This is a genomic window from Bdellovibrio sp. (assembly GCF_047637665.1).
Lineage (GTDB): Bacteria > Bdellovibrionota > Bdellovibrionia > Bdellovibrionales > Bdellovibrionaceae > Bdellovibrio.
On record NZ_JBLJBT010000033.1, the window covers coordinates 155,112 to 172,805 of the forward strand.

General features: G+C 47.8%; 16 protein-coding genes. 13 read left to right on the plus strand and 3 right to left on the minus strand.

Annotated elements, in window-relative coordinates; genetic code table 11:
- Positions 1-37 precede the first annotated feature (37 nt).
- The 3 genes from rnhA to ACM64D_RS11470 all read left to right on the plus strand — a co-directional run bounded on the left by rnhA (position 38) and on the right by ACM64D_RS11470 (position 2,482).
- Positions 38-790 (plus strand): ribonuclease HI, encoded by a 753-nt coding sequence (rnhA, locus tag ACM64D_RS11460; protein WP_415063359.1) that lies wholly within the window; start codon positions 38-40, stop codon positions 788-790.
- 6 nt (positions 791-796) lie between these two features.
- Complete coding sequence (locus ACM64D_RS11465) at positions 797-1,573, plus strand: SDR family NAD(P)-dependent oxidoreductase (protein ID WP_415063360.1); 777 nt, start codon at positions 797-799, stop codon at positions 1,571-1,573.
- A 93-nt stretch (positions 1,574-1,666) separates the two neighbouring features.
- Positions 1,667-2,482, plus strand: a complete 816-nt coding sequence (locus ACM64D_RS11470; protein WP_415063361.1) for a substrate-binding periplasmic protein — start codon at positions 1,667-1,669, stop codon at positions 2,480-2,482.
- Here ACM64D_RS11470 and ACM64D_RS11475 read toward each other — a convergent pair.
- From ACM64D_RS11475 to nadB, 3 genes are read right to left on the minus strand one after another with little or no spacing between them, the layout of a single operon-like run.
- Positions 2,479-3,060 (minus strand): hypothetical protein, encoded by a 582-nt coding sequence (locus tag ACM64D_RS11475; protein ID WP_415063362.1) that lies wholly within the window; start codon positions 3,058-3,060, stop codon positions 2,479-2,481. The two genes, ACM64D_RS11470 and ACM64D_RS11475, sit on opposite strands and share 4 nt — an antisense overlap.
- On the minus strand, positions 3,060-3,911 hold the full coding sequence (locus ACM64D_RS11480; protein ID WP_415063363.1) for a lysophospholipase: 852 nt from the start codon (positions 3,909-3,911) through the stop codon (positions 3,060-3,062). Before ACM64D_RS11480 ends, ACM64D_RS11475 begins: the two co-directional genes overlap by 1 nt.
- Before the next feature lie 38 nt (positions 3,912-3,949).
- The gene (nadB, locus tag ACM64D_RS11485) at positions 3,950-5,563 is read right to left on the minus strand and encodes an L-aspartate oxidase (protein ID WP_415063364.1); all 1,614 of its coding nucleotides are present in this window, start codon (positions 5,561-5,563) and stop codon (positions 3,950-3,952) included.
- Positions 5,564-5,736: 173 nt separating this feature from the next.
- Between nadB and ACM64D_RS11490 the strand changes: the two genes are divergently transcribed.
- The 10 genes from ACM64D_RS11490 (at position 5,737) to cysE (ending at position 17,415) form a co-directional block, all read left to right on the plus strand.
- Positions 5,737-7,845 carry a sensor histidine kinase gene (locus tag ACM64D_RS11490; protein ID WP_415063365.1) on the plus strand — a complete coding sequence of 703 codons (2,109 nt, stop codon included), beginning with the start codon at positions 5,737-5,739 and terminating at the stop codon, positions 7,843-7,845.
- Positions 7,846-9,336, plus strand: a complete 1,491-nt coding sequence (locus tag ACM64D_RS11495; protein ID WP_415063366.1) for a GGDEF domain-containing protein — start codon at positions 7,846-7,848, stop codon at positions 9,334-9,336.
- Positions 9,337-9,351: 15 nt separating this feature from the next.
- A complete protein-coding gene (gene alr / locus ACM64D_RS11500; RefSeq protein WP_415063386.1) occupies positions 9,352-10,554 on the plus strand; it encodes an alanine racemase in 1,203 nt (400 codons plus the stop codon).
- Entirely contained in the window at positions 10,554-11,381 is an 828-nt protein-coding gene (locus tag ACM64D_RS11505; RefSeq protein ID WP_415063367.1) for an MlaE family ABC transporter permease, read from the plus strand. The genes alr and ACM64D_RS11505 overlap by 1 nt, the downstream gene beginning before the upstream one ends.
- Positions 11,381-12,145 (plus strand): ABC transporter ATP-binding protein, encoded by a 765-nt coding sequence (locus ACM64D_RS11510; protein WP_415063368.1) that lies wholly within the window; start codon positions 11,381-11,383, stop codon positions 12,143-12,145. Before ACM64D_RS11505 ends, ACM64D_RS11510 begins: the two co-directional genes overlap by 1 nt.
- Positions 12,142-13,512: an MlaD family protein gene (locus ACM64D_RS11515; protein ID WP_415063369.1), complete on the plus strand. Its 1,371-nt coding sequence runs from the start codon at positions 12,142-12,144 to the stop codon at positions 13,510-13,512. The genes ACM64D_RS11510 and ACM64D_RS11515 overlap by 4 nt, the downstream gene beginning before the upstream one ends.
- A 93-nt stretch (positions 13,513-13,605) precedes the next feature.
- Positions 13,606-15,294: a hypothetical protein gene (locus tag ACM64D_RS11520; RefSeq protein WP_415063370.1), complete on the plus strand. Its 1,689-nt coding sequence runs from the start codon at positions 13,606-13,608 to the stop codon at positions 15,292-15,294.
- Positions 15,294-15,947, plus strand: a complete 654-nt coding sequence (locus tag ACM64D_RS11525) for a hypothetical protein (RefSeq protein WP_415063371.1) — start codon at positions 15,294-15,296, stop codon at positions 15,945-15,947. The genes ACM64D_RS11520 and ACM64D_RS11525 overlap by 1 nt, the downstream gene beginning before the upstream one ends.
- The gene (locus ACM64D_RS11530; RefSeq protein WP_415063372.1) at positions 15,947-16,909 is read left to right on the plus strand and encodes a 3'-5' exoribonuclease YhaM family protein; all 963 of its coding nucleotides are present in this window, start codon (positions 15,947-15,949) and stop codon (positions 16,907-16,909) included. The genes ACM64D_RS11525 and ACM64D_RS11530 overlap by 1 nt, the downstream gene beginning before the upstream one ends.
- Complete coding sequence (gene cysE, locus ACM64D_RS11535; RefSeq protein WP_415063373.1) at positions 16,909-17,415, plus strand: serine O-acetyltransferase; 507 nt, start codon at positions 16,909-16,911, stop codon at positions 17,413-17,415. Before ACM64D_RS11530 ends, cysE begins: the two co-directional genes overlap by 1 nt.
- Positions 17,416-17,694: the final 279 nt, after the last annotated feature.

The window sequence follows — 17,694 nt, forward strand, 5'->3', positions numbered from 1 at the left end:
CATTGACACTCTGACGAGGGCTCGCCAATATTGATCCGTGCAAAATAACATTCGCGATTATATTTTGATTTTTTCTGATGGGGCGTGCTCTGGAAATCCGGGGCCTGGCGGCTGGGGGAGTGTTGTGCTTTTCCCAGAGGATCAGGTGCAAGAACTTGGTGACGGGGAAAAGTCCACCACCAACAACCGCATGGAAATGACGGCGGCGCTTGAGGCGCTCAAATATATCTCTTCGCGTTCGGGGGCTGTGCATTTTTACACGGACTCTACCTATCTTATTCGCGGAATTACACAATGGATTTGGGGATGGCGTAATCGGGGTTGGAAGACCGCCAACGGTGAGGATGTTTCCAATCGGGATTTGTGGGAAGAAATAGCCCAAGTGATTCAGGCGCGAGGCACTCAAGGTAAGATCGAATGGAAGTACTCTCGAGGACACGTGGGGACTCCCGGCAATGAACGATGTGATCGCATTGCCGTGGCGTTCTCAAAGAGTGAGTTCGTGTCGCTGTATTCGGGCTCTCTGAAAAACTACTCTGTCAACTTGTTGGAAGTTCCTGCCGACACAAGCTTACCTGAAATGCGTAAGCCCGGTGAAAAGAAAGAGGCCTTCAGCTATTTGAGTAACTTGGGGGGGCTTGTCTATCGCCATCGCAACTGGCCTTCTTGTCAAAAAAGAGTCAGTGGTCAAAGTGGCGCGAAGTTTAAGAAAGCGATGTCTGCCTCGGAAGAAGTTGAGATCTTGAAGAGCTGGGGTTTAAGTCCTCACACAGAAATCAAGGAAGGATAAATTGTCATGGAGATTGCAAATCGTCATGTGCTGGTGACCGGTGCGAGTCGGGGGATTGGAAAAGCCTTTGCAAAAATGTGTGCCGAAGATAAAGCACACCTCCATCTTGTCTTGAGAAAAACCGATCCAGAGGCCGTCAAATCTCTCGAAGCGGCGGGAGCTAAGTCTGTCACTGTGTGGGAGGCGGATCTTTCGACTCGTCAGGGCGTCGAAGATCTTTTGCAACGTCTTAAGGACATCCCCGTTGATATTTTATTTAATAATGCTGGGACCTTGACTGGGGGTTTGCTGGAAGAGCAACCCTTGGACGATATTTACAGAATGTTTCAAGTCAATCTGAATGCCTTAGTGCATCTGACTCATGGTTTGTTGCCGGGCATGTTGTCGCGAAAACGGGGAAAGATCATTAATAACTCAAGTGTATCAGCTTATATGCACTTTCCTTGTGCCTCGACTTACGCGGCCTCCAAGGCGGCTGTGGCGGCCTTTACCGACTGTATCCGTATGGAGCTCAAAGAGACAGGGGTTACGACTCTCTTGTTGATCACTCCGGGCATCAAAACGCGGATGTTCGATGAAATTGAAACGTTGTACTCCAAGAATTTTCAGATCCCGAATGATTCAATTTCTCCCAGCAAATATGCGGAAATGATTCGCGAAGCCGTATTGCATGATTTGGATGTGATGGAACCTTCGGGTTTAACGGGAGTGGGTTTGAAGGTCGCTAAATTTATCAAGCCTCTTTTTGAGATTGAGGTCTCTCGTCGTTTTAAACGCTCATAATATAACGGGCATAAAAAATGTGAATCTTACTTTCCAGTAAGAAAGCATTCCAGGGCTGAGCTTTTCAGCGAAAACATCCGAAAATAGACGGGTATGAAAAGGCTCGGCTTTACTATTTTTTGTTTATTTGTGTTGTTCTCTTTGCGGAAGGTGCCGGCGCGCCACCCGGCGGGGGAATCAACAGGCAGTTGCAACAGAAGAATTTTAGTGGGGCTGAATAACTATGAGCCCTTCGCATACAGAGAAAACGGACAACTCAAAGGGTTGGCTCATGATATCGTCCTGGCTTTGAAGGACAAGGTCGGATGTGAATACTTTGAGACCGAGTTGTCGGCACGTTCCGAAGCAGAGCACATTAACAACGATCGAATCGACATGCTGGTTCTTATGGTTAAAACCACAGAATATGAAAAGGGAGGAGTTTTTATTCCTTTCTATGAAACCTATCGCCAGCTCACGGTCGCGAAGAAGGTTTTTGGTAAAAATAGAAAGATCGAAGACTATATCAACGACGATAAGGTCAAATTTGCATATATGATCGGCAATCGGACCGTGCTGTCTAAAGATGAAGAGGATCGATTACTGAAATCCTCTCGTTTGCTAGGAACGCCGGATCCAGAGGGGGCCTTCCGTCTATTGAAAGAAGGGCGAGTGCAGGCCGTGTTATTTTCGGCTCTCTTGTCGTCTCATTATATCGATAAAATGAAGATGGCGGATAAGGTTGAGAAGATTCGTGATGAGACTCAAAAAATTCCCGTGGGGATTTATTTGTCGAAGCGACGTGTCTCGCCAGTTGAAAGAGAAATGTTTGCGCGGGCCTTTGAGGAAATAAAAAAGGATGGAAGTTTCGTTCGCATCCTTTCTAAATACATGAGCCTGGATCAGGCGCTGTACCGTTTGAATCACTAAGGATTAAAATTAAGGACTCCAGAGCCCACGGCCCCCGTCAGGGTCATCTTCAGGACTTTTCCTTCAATGGACTTCATCGGAACCGGGAAGGTCACAGAGTAAGGAGTGTAGAAGCGGTTGTGATAGGGATAAAGGCCTTCGATCTCCACCAGTTGCAGTTTGATTTTTTTGGCTTTTCCCTCAAAACGTTTGCCATCCACATCCAAGAAGATTTTCCAAATGGTGTTTTCTTTGAACAGATCGTCGTTCTTTTTCTCTGGCGTGAAAAAGCTAAGAAAGATTTCGGATTCTTTATTCAGACGGGCTTCATATTTTACTTTTTCTTCCGCGAACTTCTTTTCATCCCATTGATAAAGCATGGAACTTTGTCCCAGTTGCGCTTCGGCGACAGCAGAATTAATCACCGTCGCTTCCATATCAATGGTGTTGTAAAACCCCGAGTAGCGGCGGGTTTTATCCGTGTATTTTTCAATCACATCCATGTAGTTGCCCGTAGTTCGCAGAGTATTGCCAGAGGGAGTGACTTCATAGGAGGCGCAGGCGGAAAGAAAAAGGAAAAGACCTAAAAGATATTTCATTATTGAGACTCCAAAATTCCGTCTAAAAACTTTTTGATATCAGCATAGACGGTCTGACGGATGATATCATTGATCAGTTCGTGTTTGGCATCGGGATACACGTAGAGTTCTTTTTTAGTGCTTCCCAGTTTTTCATAAAAGGCTTTCGCTTCGGGCGTGCTGACGACGGGATCGCTTTCGGCAAGAATGAAAAGAGCCGGAGTCTTGATTTGATTTGCGCGGGGGCGCACGTATTCGAAGGATTCTAAAAATCCCAAAAATGCCCCCGGAGAAATGCGCGTATGGCGAAGGGCATCTTGTTCGAACTCTCGAATCACCTCGGGATCTCGAGTCAGCATGTCATTGGTGAGTTCATTTCCCATCGTGATTTGCGGCAATATTACATTCAACACCGACGCCCCTTTGGATTTATAAAGAGGCACAGGTACGGACACTCCTAAAAGGGGGGAACTTACGACGATCGCAGAACAAGGAATGTCTGGATTGCGCAGAAGAGTTTTTAGTTCAATCAAAGCGCCCATCGAGTGACAAAGCAGAACAAGAGGACCTTGGCGGACTTTTTCATTTTTTAGAACCATATCTAAAAAGATTTTGTAGTCCTGGCAGTAGTCATCAAACTGAGCCACATACCCACGACGTCCATCGGAGCGACCATGGCCTCGCAAATCCCAGCCGTAAAAACTCCACTTGTCGTTTTCGAATTCTTTAATGAGGCGATGATAGGATTCCGAATGCTCACCGTGACCATGAGTGATGATCACAGTTCCTCGTGCTTCGGGATTGTCCCAGATTTGGAAGAAAAGACGTGCGTCTTGATATCCTGTAAAGAAACCTTCAGATCTTTTATACATACCCTTTTAGATTGCCGCGAGAGTCTAAAGGGGGCAAGTCAAATCAGGCCCCGGACCACGATTGTATCATGAGGTTGAGGGCTCTTTTCGGGATAGTCGATATTGTAATGGATGCCGCGAGATTCATGACGACGTCGCGCGCACTCAACAGAGAGGTCCGCCACAATGGCGATATTGCGGAGCTCTAAGATGTCCGAGTGGATCTTCATGTTTGAATAGTATTCTTTTGTTTCAGACAAAATATTTTGCAAACGATGATGAGCCCGTTCCAGACGTTTGTTAGAGCGAAGAATCCCCATGTAGTTCCACATCAGACGGCGAATCTCGTCCCACATGTGGTTGATCACAATCATTTCATCGTCATTGGATTCTTGAGGGTGAGTCCAGGGTTTGGGTTCCAGAGGGAAGAGTTGGTAACTGTCCCAATGGGCTTTGATCTCGTTTGCGCAGTTGTGAGCCGTCGTCAGACACTCTAGCAAAGAGTTGGAGGCCAAACGATTGGCGCCATGTAAACCTGTGCAGGCTGTTTCGCCTATAGCCCACAGTCCAGGAATATCCGTGCGACCGTTTTGATCGGTGAGGACTCCTCCGCAAAGATAGTGCGCGGCAGGTACGACCGGAATAGGTTGTTGGCTCATATCGATGCCATACTCAAGGCACTTATTGAAGATGTTCGGAAAACGGTTTTTTAAAAACTCACGATCCAACTTGGTCATGTCCAAGTAGACACACTCGGCCCCGGTCTTTTTCATCTCGTTATCGATGGAACGTGCGACCACATCTCGGGGGGCTAACGAACCGAGCTTATGGTACTTATGCATGAACGCCTGGCCCTGGCTGTCGATGAGTTCTCCACCTTCGCCGCGCAAAGCTTCCGAGATCAGAAAATTTCTGGATTCACGATGGAAAAGACAAGTGGGGTGGAACTGCATGAACTCGAGGTTGGCAATGCGAGCGCCCACGCGGTAAGCCATGGCAATGCCGTCGCCCGTCGCGCCACTCCAGTTGGAGGTGTAAAGATAGACTTTCCCAGCCCCGCCGGTGGCAAGAGCGGTGTTTTTCGCTAAAAATGTATGCACCTCGCCATTATTTTTATTGAGGGCGTAAGCGCCGATGCAGTGAACGGGATCCATGTCCGTGGGGTCGACTTCTTTGTTGACGATAAGATCAATGGCGTAAAATCGCTCCATCAGCGTGATGTTGGGATTTTCAAGAACTCGCGCCAAAAGAGTGCGATGGATTTCTAAGCCGGTTTGATCTTCGAAGTGCAAAATGCGACGGAAGCTGTGCCCGCCCTCGCGCGTCAAGTCAATCTCGTTGGTTTCTTCAGAGCCTCGTTTGCGAACATCAAAATGAACGCCCCAGTTTATTAAATCCTGAATGCGATCAGGGGCTTGTTCTACGTAATTGCGGACGACAGTTTCTTTGCAAAGGCCGGCCCCTGCGGTGAGGGTGTCCTGAATGTGAGACTCAAAACTGTCTTCTTCCGACATCACCGCCGAGATGCCCCCCTGAGCCATGGCCGAGTTGGTTCCTCCGGCAGACTCTTTAGCAAGAATGATCACTTTTCCTTGAGAGGAAAGTTTAAGGGCCAGAGCAAGGCCGGCAGAGCCGGAGCCAATAATCAAAACATCGCAGTGATGAGTACTCATAGTGCAGATCTTCTACTCCTTTTGTTGGCATTTGCAAAGCACTCTTGCTTGATTCTTACCAGTTTCTAAAACTACAATGAAATCAAAGACTCACGTCGGCCGGACGCTGACGCTGCCGATAGCCCTCGGGCCGTCGGATGGGCATGGCAAAGTTTAAGGAAGGAATCCTCTCAATGAAAGTAAAACTCATCGCCGTCCTCGTTGCTGTAGCAGCGATCTTTATTGGAGCTGTTTTATGGCGGACCGATAGCTTTGTTTATGGGGACCGTATGAGCTGGGTGGAAGCACAGACTCGCACGCAACTCGGCGCCATGAATCACTCGCTGGCAACGGAACTCAAATCCTTGCAACGTGTGGTCGCCACTTTTAACGCTGAGAATTTTCAAAAAGGAAAATTAAATTGGAGTTCTTTAGCTCCCTACTATGCGGCGGCTTCTTTTGTCGTCAGCGGAGACAACTTAGATCCTCAAGTTTTGTTAGTAAAAGAGAATTCAAAAGCCGAAAGTTGGAATAAAGATTTTGTAAAGTCTGCTTTGGGGCCGATATCAAACAGAACTTCGGAGCTGCGCTTTTATGTGAAACCGTTTCAGGATTCTCAGCGCGGTCGCTATGTCGCCTTGGTTTTTTTGGAGGGGGCGAAAGCTTACGCTCTTATTGGTTCCGGCGAGATCTTTCAATCTTTGATTGATTCTCAGCGAGGGGCTTTGAGTTCATTCTCCATCGTCACCTCGGGAGGGCTGACGGTGGGCCACTCAGTGCCAGAGTATCTGGGAACGGTGATGCGGGATGATCCCGTTTTTCGTGAAGCTCAGCAAAGTGGTTCTTCTCATGGCAGCAGTGTTTTCAAATTAAAATCCGGTGAACTTTATGGAATGTATGAGTCGGTTCCGCAAAGTAATTTGCTAGTGTTAAGCTCCGCTCCTTTGGCGGAGGCCATGAAGGGCCGCACGGGATTGTGGTGGCAGTTTTTGTTGATGGGATGTGGACTGCTGGCCGTCGGAGTTGCCGCGATCTTGTGGGTGGTCATGCCTGCAGAAAAAGAAATCGAAAATCTGGAAGGACAGTTGCAAGAGGCCAAGGCCAAGTCTTTGATGGTTCCGGCGCCGGTGAAAGTGGCCACGGTGGATCCAGAGATGATGCAAAAAGAAAAAGTCGAAGCTTCTATGCGAGTCGCCTCGGCTTTGGCGCATGAAATGCGCGGCCCCTTGGCGGCGATCTTGGGATATTCGCAAATGATTTTAGCGAAAAGCCCTGAAGCCGATGTGGTGCAAAGTACAGAGTCCATTCTCAGAGAAACTCGTTCCGCTCGCGGAGTCTTGGATAAACTTTTGGGTTATGCCGGCGAGGAAGTGAAAGAGAAAAACTCCATGAAAGTGGAGGGACCTTTGGTGAAGGCGCTGAAAGGGCTAGAGCCTCTGTTTACACAAAAAGGTGTGAAGATCACAAAGAACATTCAAGAGACCTCGCTGCTGGACCTGCATGTCGACGCTGTGATCAGAGCTTTGACGAATATTCTGCAAAACTCTGTTGAAGCGATGGAAAGAATGCCGAAAAAAGAAATCAAAATTGATCTCTTTGAAGACGCAGCGGGCACCCATCTTGTGATCGAAGATTCTGGAGAAGGGATTGAGCCTGCGAATGTTGAAAAGATCTTTGATCCTTTCTTCACCACACGTTCTTTTCACAACCACATGGGGCTAGGTCTTCCTGTGGCTTTTGGTATTTTGAAAGAACACAATGCCGATGTGCGCGCTGAGTCCCAGCGGGGGCAAGGCACGAAGGTCATGATTTTATTTAAAAAGAAAGAAAGTGAAATAGCACTGAAAGCTCCTGTCGCGAAGGAAGAGGACGTGATGATCTCCGCAGAATTGCCACAGCTTAAAGAAGAATCCATCCATCGTCCTGAAGCGGAGGCCGCTTTTACCGAAGAGCAAGCTGCGTCCACGCCGACATCACCTTTGGATGTGAACATCGAAAATCTTTTGGAGCTTCCCGAAGTGACAGCGACCTCCACGGCCCCTAAAGGATCTGACGAATTCAGCTTCATTGATGGATTTCTAGGTGAGGAGGAGAATAAAGTGGCGACGTCCGCGCCGGCTCCTGCTGCGGTGATGGCAGTCCCTGAGGACGTGGTCTCTGCCGTTGAAAACTCAGAAGCTGTTTTGGATGATGAATTGACTCCGGTGAACTTGATTGCTCCCCCCAAAACACCGGCTCAGCAAAAAAGTTCCCGATTGGATTCCTATCACGTTGAAATTCGTAGACCTGGAAAGAGGCTTTAATTGAATATTCGTGATTACAGTTCTCAGTTTACCGTTTTTGTTTTTACCACAGATGTGGATCTGGGGGCGTCGGCAAAGGTGTATCTTTCGCAAGCCGGATATGATGCCTATTATTTCCAAGACCTGGAAACTCTGGAACAAAGAGTGCGCGACAATGCTCCTCATTTGTTGGTTTTTTCCACGTCGTCCCTGTCGGGCGCCTTAAGTGATTTTGTCAGCAAGGTGCAAGAGATTAATGATGAGATTCGTTTCATCGCTGTTTCATCCATTGCCCAGTTTGATATTTTGGCTCAATACAACAGCCATGGTTTTGTTGATGTGATCTCCGATGATCCGGCGGCTTTAGAGTCTCGGGTGGTCTGGGCCGTGGACCGGGCTTGTGAGAAAATCTATCTCGCCTACCAGAACGAACAACTGTTTGATGATCTTCAGGCCAGCAAAGAAAAAGTCGAAGAAGTTCATGCGGCCGCAGTGACCAGCATGAAACAAGCAGAGCCCGAGCGAAGTTCTATGCCGTCAGTATCCATGCGGATTGCTGACTATCGCACGGCTCAAAGCAAAGAAGATTTGATTCAGAAGTATTTGCATCATTTGCCCGAAACGTTATGCATTTTCTTTAAATTTCTTCCCTCCGTCCGCTCTTTTGTCGCCACGCACGCGCACGGAATTCCAACTTCGGATATCCAGGGCGTCGGTGTGCAACTGGAGGCCGGCGATCTGAAGGATCTGGGGTCTCAGATGGCGATGGGTCTTTTGCCAACGCGTTTTTCAGAAATGCTGGTGGAAGCGTTTCATTTGAATCCGCCCAAGGCCTTGCCTCTCTATGCTCACAACGCTTTGGAAGGTGTTTTTGTCTACTCGGGCGCTTTAAGTGCGACGGAATCCGCGACGCTGAGTGAAGAGTTTTCGTTGATGTCTTTGTGTTACTCCAATTTTGCTCTTGAGAAGAAAGTGGACTCTTTGGAAGTGCAAGATTTTGTCACCGAACTCTTCAATCGCAATTACTATCAGAAAGTTCTTGCCGACGAGGTGTCGCGGGCGCGTCGCTTGAAGCAGCCTATTTCCGTGGTGAAGATCGCCCTCGACGATATTTATGAAATTGAGTCATCTTTAGGGGAAGTCTTCAAAGATGAGTTGTTAAAATCGGTGGCGACGATCATCACGAAGACCAGTCGGACCAATGATGTGACGTGCAGAACGGCGGCCAATGAGATCGCGATGATCCTGCCTCATTGCCCTAAAAAAGGGGCTGCTTTGAGGGCCGAACGATTGCGTCGAATCATTGAAAGTTCTTCGTTCATGGAAAATGGGATGAAGGTCTCTATCAGTTTGGGAATTAGTGAGTATCCCTCACTGTGTGATTCAGCCAAGACTTTAGATGAATCTGCATCAAAAGCGTTGCTTCATATTACCGATAAGGGTGGAAATAAGATTTGTCTGTATAAGGCTCCAGAAACTCATCGTCCCGAGTTTGATGTGATGGAGAATTGAGAATAGAGAATTGTGATGGAGATGTATCGCCGTACTTTTGCGGAAATTAATTTAGACCATTTGGCGCACAATATTCGTGTGTTGCAAAAGTCTTTTCCGCAGGCGCCTTTTTTGTGCCCGATGGTCAAAGCCAATGCATACGGGCATGGGGACGTTCAGTTAGCGCGTTTTTTAGAGACCTTGGGAGTTGAACACCTCGGTGTGTGTTTGATCGAAGAGGGTCTTTTACTTCGTAATTTTGGTGTGAAGGCCGAGATCCTGGTCTTTCGAGGTTTTGATCGCGAAGGGGCTGAAAAAATCATTCAATATCATATGACTCCGGTTGTGAGTTCCTGGGAGCAGATTGAGCATCTAGAAGCAGCGGCTTCGTCTCCGGTGGGAATTCATCTGAAGTTTGATACGGGAATGAATCGTCTGGGGTTCCGCCCGGAAGAAGCGCAGAAACTTTTTGAACGTTTGTGGCAAAATAAGAAGATTCGACTTAATGCTTTGGTGACTCATTTGTTCAATGGCGAAGACGCTCTGGATCCCCAGGGGCAAAGTGCCGCACAATTACGGGCTTTGCACGGAGTCAGTCAGGTCTTTAAGCCGTTCAATATTTTTTGCCACGCTTTAAACAGCGCGGGCATTGTCAGTTTGTTGTCTTTGCAAAAACAGGGGGCGACGCCCTCTCATCCACTGCATCTGCAAAATTGGGGTTTGCGCCCCGGGCTCATGATTTACGGATACAATCCTCTTGGCGATAAAAGTCTTGTGGATTTGAAACCCGTGATGAGTCTGAAGTCTCAGGTCGGCACTTACCGCGTTCTTAAGACCGGCGAGACGGTCTCCTACGGAGGCACTTGGCGCGCGACGAAAGAGTCCGTGATTGCGGTTGTGCCCATCGGATACGCCGATGGTTATCATCGCATTTTGTCCAATCAGGCTTTTGTCGTTTTTGCCGGCAAAAGAGTTCCGGTGGTGGGAAGCATTTGCATGGACTATCTGATGTTGGATGTGACGGAGGTCGTGCAGGGGCGCGACCTTAAAGAGTTCAAAGATCAAGAAGTGACTTTATTTGGATATGGATCTGATGGAAGTTTTCTTTCCCCCGAAGAACTGGCAAGGCAAGCCCAAAGTATTACTTGGGAAATGCTGACAAGCGTAGGAGAAAGAGTCCCGCGAATTTATACGGGCCAGGATGCGGGCTTTATCAGCGAAGAAATCGGAGGAGAGTAATGGCGTTGTCAGAGACTCTTTATAAATGGATTTATAAGTTAGGCAACCTCGTGTTGCGTTCGATTCGGGGTGGAATTTCCGAAACGGGAAAAATCGTGTTATTCTTCAACGAAAGTGTGCGATTGATTTTCGCAAAGCCATCGCGCTTTCCCGAAATCATTCGGCACATGGAGTTTATCGGCAATCAGTCTGTCGGCATTATTTGTTTGACCGGGATGTTCACAGGTTTGGCCCTGTCTTTTCAGTTGTACTTGGGCTTTAAACTTTTCAACGCCGTGAACATGGTGGGCCCGACGGTGGCTCTGGGAATCACGCGGGAATTAGGCCCGGTGTTGACAGGGCTGATCGTGGCCGCTCGTGCCGGTGGTGCGATGGCCGCTCGCTTGGGGACCATGAGGGTGAACGAGCAGATTGATGCGCTGGATGTGATGGGGGTCAATACCAAACAGTACTTGATCTCTCCGCGAATCGTGGCGGCGTTGATTTGTATGCCGTTGTTGGTGGCGGTGTTTGATTTTGTTGCGATGTTGGGAAGTTATTTCCTTTGTGTGAAGTTGGTGGCGATTGACGAGGCCGTGTTTTGGCAAAAGATCGCGGACTTTATCGAAGTCAAACACATCAATGAAGGCCTTGTGAAGGGAATGATTTTTGGCGTCTATTTTGCGGTGATTTGCACGTACCGAGGTTTTAATACCACGGGAGGAGCCAAAGGGGTCGGAGATGCCACGAATCAAGGAGTCGTTCAAAGTATGGTGGGAATCATTATTTTGGATTACTTCGCGACCAATCTGATTCGTTTCTACTATAATGTGATGGGAATTTCGTGATGAAAATAGAATCCGCGGTATCCATAAAAGACCTCAAAAAATCCTTCGATGGAGGAAAAGAGTTTGTCTTAAAGGGGATCAATCTGGAGATTCCCAAAGGAAGCTTAACAGCGATTATCGGATTTTCGGGGACGGGTAAGAGCGTGATGCTCAAACATCTTCTGGGACTTTTTAAGCCCACCGCAGGATCGATTGAAGTTTTGGGCACGGACCTTAGCAAACTCTCAGATGATGAATTGACCAAGTTTCGCTGCAAATTCGGAGTGCTCTTTCAGTCGGCGGCCTTATTCGATGATATGACTGTGATGGAAAATGTGTGCTTTCCTTTATTTGAGCATCGCCGTGATCTCAAAGAGTCGCAGGTCTTTCGTATAGCTGAAGACAAACTTCATCAAGTCGGTTTGGAGTCCAAACATTTCGGGAAGCTTCCCAGTCAGATCAGTGGAGGAATGCAGAAAAGAACCGGTCTAGCTCGGGCTCTCGCCCTAGATCCAGAAATCTTGATCTATGACGAGCCGACCACGGGTTTAGATCCCATTCTGACTGAAATGGTGGATAATTTGATTCTGAGCACCCATAAGTTAAGAGAGGGCGTGACTTCTATCATGGTGTCCCATGATTTGTCCGCTGCATTTAGGATTGCCGACCATATTGCGATGTTGGATAGTGGCCGGGTTCTACTTTATGGGACTCCAGAGGACTTTTTCAATACCGATATTGAATTGGTGAAAAGGTTCGTGACTAAAGGGATGAAACATCAATGAATTGGCTTCGCGCTGCAGAGTTTAAAGTTGGTTTGTTAGTGATCGTGGTGGGATCTTTGATCGCCGTCATGTCTATGCAGGTGAGTGATGATCCGTCCTATCTGGGGCGCTCAAAAAAAGCCTGGTTCCTCTTACCGAACGCCGGGGGGCTGATTAAAAATTCAGCGGTTCGTTCTGCCGGGATTCCTGTTGGTGTTATTAAAAATATCACCCTGCAAGACGGCAAGGCGCGCATTGATATCACCGTAAAATCAGATGTTCCCTTAACAACCTCGGCCTCAGTGGAAGTCAAATCTCAGGGTATTCTGGGGGATAAGCATGTGGAGATTTATCCAGGATCTCCGACGGACCCTCCCTTGGAAGACAACGCGCAAATTCTGACGATCCGTGATGGAAGCTCCATTGAGAATTTGATGACTTCAGTTTCTGAAGTGACGTCGTCCTTAAAGGAAGTGGCAAAAAATCTTCAAGAGGCAACCTCTGAAGACGGGACTCGTCGTCATGTCTTAGGGCGCATCGTAAAGAACATTGAGACTTTGACGGGTGATTTGGCCCAGATGACGACCGAAAATAAAGAAAAAATTGGCGACATCGTGGATGATGTTCATGCGGTCACTTCGTCTTTGAAAGACATCATGAATGACAAAAGCGACAAGGGTCTTAAAGAGACTTGGGCTCGCCTGTCAAACTCAGTTAAAAACCTCGATGAAATCACCTCGAAGATCAATCGCGGTGAAGGTGCGATCGGAAAACTTGTCAGTGACGAGTCTACGGCAGAAAATGTCAGCTCTGCGATTGACGGCCTCAGTGGAATGTTGGATACCGCCAGCCGTATTCAAACGGCTTTCGATTTCCGTGCGGAATACTTGGGTGATGTTGCCGCGACGAAGTCTTATATCGGAGTGCAAATTCAACCGGGCTTAGATCGTTATTATTATATCGCCGTCGTCGATGATCCGGCGGGCGTTGTGGAAACGACCCGAACCCAAGTGACGGGATCGGGCAATGGGGCTCCTGCGGATTATACAGAAACTAAAACCTACCAAAATAAAATCAAATTCACGGTTCTTTTTGCCAAGAACTTCTGGGACCTGACCTTAAAGGGCGGTTTGATTGAGAACTCGGGTGGTTTTGGCGTCGATTATCACTTCTTCCGCCGCAAGTTGAAGTTCTCGTTGGAAGCATTCGACTTTAGCAAAACAAATGTTCGCAGTTCTTTGTCGTACACTTTATATCGCGGAATCTATATTACCGGTGGAGTGAACGACGCCCTGGATAAGGCCGGCGCAAGATCGGGATATTTAGGGGCTGGACTTTTCTTGACCAACGACGATCTTAAATTGCTCTTAACCAAAGCGCCTTTTTAACGCCGTATGAATGATGAAAACCTTCCAAGCACAGAGAAAAACTGGTTAGTCAAATCCTCCACGAGGATCTTGGGACCGTTTACTTTGGAGGAAGTGACTGAACAATTGAAATCAAAACAGATTTCAATCATCGATGAAGTCCGTCTGCCAGAAGGCCGTTGGAGTTATATACGCGAAAACCAACTGTTCATGGATATTGTTCGCAATATTCGTGAAGAGCAAGATGCTCATTCCGAGCAGACCATGACCCAGTCGATTGCTCATCATACGATGACAAAAACAGACGTCTTGTCAGTGACGGATGATCTCACGCCGACTCCAGCGCCGATGAATTCTGATTTAACTCCGCCGCCTCTTCGTCAAAGAGACATTAAAGATGTCACGCCGATTATCGAAACTCCCAGTGCGCGTTCCATTGCGACCGGCACCTCCAAAAGTTATGGAGTTTCTGGCGATGCGCGAGTCCAGGGAAGACTTCGTCAGAAGTCCAATGCTTTACGCTGGAGCTTGATGGCGGCGGCCGTGGTTGTGGCGGGAATCGTGGTTTTTGGACTATCACAAAAAGATAAAAAGAAGACCATCGGTTATGAAGAACTCATGGGCCAGGCGATCCGCTACAAAAGCTTGGGTCTTTACGAAAAGTCACTTCAAGCTTATCAGAAAGCCAGTGCTTTGAAAGAACCGGATGCGGATTCGGCTTTGCAGATGGCTCCGGTTTTGATTTCCGAAGATCGGCAAAGTTTGGTGGGACGACGAATCTTAGAAAGAGCTTTGGGGCAAGAAGGACGCAGTCGCGCTGAAGTTGTCGACGCTTATTTGGGGATTGCCGTTTCTTATATGATGGACGGGGATTTAAAACAGGCCGAAGACACTCTTCAAAAAGCCATTGGTCACGAACCTTTTAATGTCTCCGCTCTTTTGAATTTGGCGATCATTCAGCAGAAAAAAGGAAACTACTGGGATGCGATGCGAGAGTTCGACGGAATTTATCGTAAGAACGCTCAGTCCGTGTTGGCCTTGTTTGGGCGCTCGTTATCAACCGTCGAATACGCCAAAGCTCATTCGGATACGGGGGCTTTGCAGGTTCTGATTCGGGATATTAAAGAGAATGTTCAGAAGACGGGATATTTGCGACAAGAACTTCTCTTGTTTGAGGTCTATGCCTACACTCTTTTAGGGGATGTGGATGGCGTGAACCAATCGGTTGTGCAATTTCTAAATCAAATGCCTGGCCAAGCAAGAAACTATTCTCATCCCTTGCACGTGGACTGGCGGTTTACTCAGTGGGACTATCTGGAAAAGTATTGCTCTGAGATCTACCAAAAACAGCCCCCCAATCCTCAATTAAAAGCTCTGCGCGCGGTGTGTTTGATGGAAGTAAATAGAGACTCTGATGCGACAAAACTTTTGCAAGAGGCGATGGCAGAGTCTCCGAAAGATCCTTATGTGATGGCAACACAGGCCAGTTATTTGGCAAAGATTGGTCGTCTGCCTGAAGCGATGGCTATTTTAAAGATGCCGGAGCTGGGCCCTTTGGCGATCAAAAATCTTTTGGTCGGAGACATTTGCGTCAATACTCAAGACACATCGTGCGCGAAAGCAGCCTACACGCAGGCACATAACCAGGACAACACTAACGGATCTGCTCTTTATGGTTTGGCGTGGGTGGCGATGCACTCCAATGATCGTCAATCGGCTTACAACTATGTTCGTTCTGGCTTGCAGGCGGAACCGAATTTTCTTCCTTTATTAGAGTTGAGGGATCAACTGGAGTACGAGTGATGAAGAAGATCGTCCAGGCCCTTATTATCTGGATGCCTCTTGTGTTGGGAGCCTGCAAAAAGGACCCTGGCTATCACGTCGAAGAATATCAAGAAGTGAAAGTCGATGACCTGCCGGATGATGTGAAGATTCCTAGCAAGGCCTGGGGTCTGCTCGAGTTTAAAACGGCAGGTGAAGAACCTTTAGGCTCTGCAAAAAATATTATCTTTTCGGAAGTGAATGTCTTTTTGGTCGAGAAAAATCCGGGTGTGATTCAAGGTGAGGCTGTGAAAATTTCTCTGCCCAAGGGCGGCGGCACGATTGATTTATCTCGTTTTGTGAATGAACAGCGCGGCTCTTTCTATGTGGGCATGGAGTTCCCGGAGTTTCAAGAGGCGACGGGTAAGAAGGTGTTGTTTATCAGCGGTGCTCGCAAAAGAAAAATTGGAGCTCAAGTTTTCGGAGCCGGTTGCAATCAGTTTTTCGATATCACGGACCGTTTCTTTAAAGAAATGGCCATTGAAGGAATTCGCGTTAATACGACCAAAGATCGTCATTTGAGTGTGCTGGGGGGGACATTCCTCTTTGCTGCTCAGAAGAACAACGAAGTGCATGTGGCGCAAGTGACGTTCACGAGCTCTCAACAAACCGCTCTTTTTTGCGAGGGACACTGATGGAAAGACAAACAATTCAAAGTCTTCAAGATAAAGCCAGTGTGGATTCTCTTTTCCTTGTAAAAGAAAAACATGTTGCCGTGGGAAAAAATGGCCGCCCCTTTATGGGTTTGCAACTGGGCGATGCTACGGGAACCATCGACGCTCGCCTGTGGGACCGCGTGGATGAATTGGCCAGAGAGTTCGAAGTCGGCGATATTCTGCGCATCAAAGGTCTTGTTCAGTTGTTTCAAAACCGCAAGCAATTGATCGTACACAAGCTCGAAAGAATCGATTCCTCGACGGTGAATTTTGAGGAGTTCATTCCCCAGGCCTCGAAGAATGTGGATGATATGTTGGTCGAACTTCTGCAAATGGTGCGCACCATGAAAAACGATCATCTTCGTCAATTGGTGTTGGACACGTTGGAAGACCCCGAGATTCGACCGATGCTTTTAAAAGCACCGGCCGCCAAGTCCATCCATCATGCGTGGCTGGGTGGTTTGTTGGAACATATTCTTTCAATCTGTAAAATCATGGACTTTATGGGGACGCACTATCCGTTTTTAAATCGCGACTTGCTGCTGTTTGGTGGCATTTTTCACGATATCGGAAAGCTGTGGGAGTTGTCTTATGACAATGGGATCTCGTACACCGATCGAGGACGTTTGGTCGGGCATATGCAGATTGCCTGTGAGTTGATAGATAAAAAGGCTTCTCGCATTCTGGGATTTAACGAGGAGCTGCGTGACATCTGTAAGCATATTATCTTAAGTCATCATGGAAAGTTGGAATATGGATCTCCGAAAAGACCCAAGTTCCTGGAGGCCATGGTCGTGGCCATGGTGGATGATTTTGACAGCAAGGTCAGCACCTTAAAAACGGTGATTGATTCTGAACGTGGTTCTGGCGAGAAATGGTCGCGGTACAGCGATCTTTTTGATCGCTACTTCTTGCTCGAAGATTTGAATGAGAAATTTTAATGTTAAATCGTATTTTGGAACTTCTTCGCACTTATAAGAACTATGATCCTGCAGCCAAGTCTTTGTGGGAGATCGGGCTTTTGTATCCGGGCCCAAAGGCATTGTTTTTTCATCGTGTGGCTCATGCTCTTTATCAGATGCAGTTGTTTTTCTTGGCTCGCTTGATGGCCGAGATTTCTCGTTTACTGACGGGAATTGAGATTCATCCGGGAGCGACCATTGGACGTCGATTGGTGATCGATCACGGCATGGGCGTGGTGATTGGTGAGACGGCAGTGATCGGGGATGATTGTATCATTTTTCATGGCGTGACTTTGGGCGGACTAAAGTTTGATCCCGTCAAACGCCACCCCACAGTGGGTAACAAAGTGATGATTGGAACCGGAGCCAAAGTTCTGGGGCCCATCACTGTTGGCGACGGCGCCCTGATTGCGGCCAATGCGGTGGTCACCAAAGATGTTCCCGCTGGAACCACCATGGTCGGCCCCCTCGCTCACCCCAAATAACCTAACGCGTCGCGCTGCAAAAAAGGTACGGTACAAAAAGGTACGGCGTACCTCCGTGTTCTCAATCGGCTTTCATGATTGAAAACTAATATAAAAATCGTCGCATGCTGCCATGCATCTCTGAGATACTAATGGAGTTCTTAATCTAGCACGAAAGGAGTTCGGCTATGAAGCAGACAGAGACAATCCAGACGGCGCCAACTTCGAACACACATCAAGGTGAGAGCAACGGAACAACTGCTCCCGTTCGCAAAAGAAACCGCCGTCGTCGCTTATCAG

Excerpts from the sequence above, each read along its gene's own strand:
- ACM64D_RS11465 (WP_415063360.1), top strand. The coding sequence starts at position 797 with ATGGAGATTGCAAATCGTCATGTGCTGGTGACCGGTGCGAGTCGGGGG.
- ACM64D_RS11470 (WP_415063361.1), top strand. The coding sequence starts at position 1,667 with ATGAAAAGGCTCGGCTTTACTATTTTTTGTTTATTTGTGTTGTTCTCT.
- ACM64D_RS11475 (WP_415063362.1), bottom strand. The coding sequence starts at position 3,060 with ATGAAATATCTTTTAGGTCTTTTCCTTTTTCTTTCCGCCTGCGCCTCC.
- ACM64D_RS11480 (WP_415063363.1), bottom strand. The coding sequence starts at position 3,911 with ATGTATAAAAGATCTGAAGGTTTCTTTACAGGATATCAAGACGCACGT.
- nadB (WP_415063364.1), bottom strand. The coding sequence starts at position 5,563 with ATGAGTACTCATCACTGCGATGTTTTGATTATTGGCTCCGGCTCTGCC.
- ACM64D_RS11490 (WP_415063365.1), top strand. The coding sequence starts at position 5,737 with ATGAAAGTAAAACTCATCGCCGTCCTCGTTGCTGTAGCAGCGATCTTT.
- alr (WP_415063386.1), top strand. The coding sequence starts at position 9,352 with ATGGAGATGTATCGCCGTACTTTTGCGGAAATTAATTTAGACCATTTG.
- ACM64D_RS11505 (WP_415063367.1), top strand. The coding sequence starts at position 10,554 with ATGGCGTTGTCAGAGACTCTTTATAAATGGATTTATAAGTTAGGCAAC.
- ACM64D_RS11510 (WP_415063368.1), top strand. The coding sequence starts at position 11,381 with ATGAAAATAGAATCCGCGGTATCCATAAAAGACCTCAAAAAATCCTTC.
- ACM64D_RS11515 (WP_415063369.1), top strand. The coding sequence starts at position 12,142 with ATGAATTGGCTTCGCGCTGCAGAGTTTAAAGTTGGTTTGTTAGTGATC.
- ACM64D_RS11525 (WP_415063371.1), top strand. The coding sequence starts at position 15,294 with ATGAAGAAGATCGTCCAGGCCCTTATTATCTGGATGCCTCTTGTGTTG.
- ACM64D_RS11530 (WP_415063372.1), top strand. The coding sequence starts at position 15,947 with ATGGAAAGACAAACAATTCAAAGTCTTCAAGATAAAGCCAGTGTGGAT.
- cysE (WP_415063373.1), top strand. The coding sequence starts at position 16,909 with ATGTTAAATCGTATTTTGGAACTTCTTCGCACTTATAAGAACTATGAT.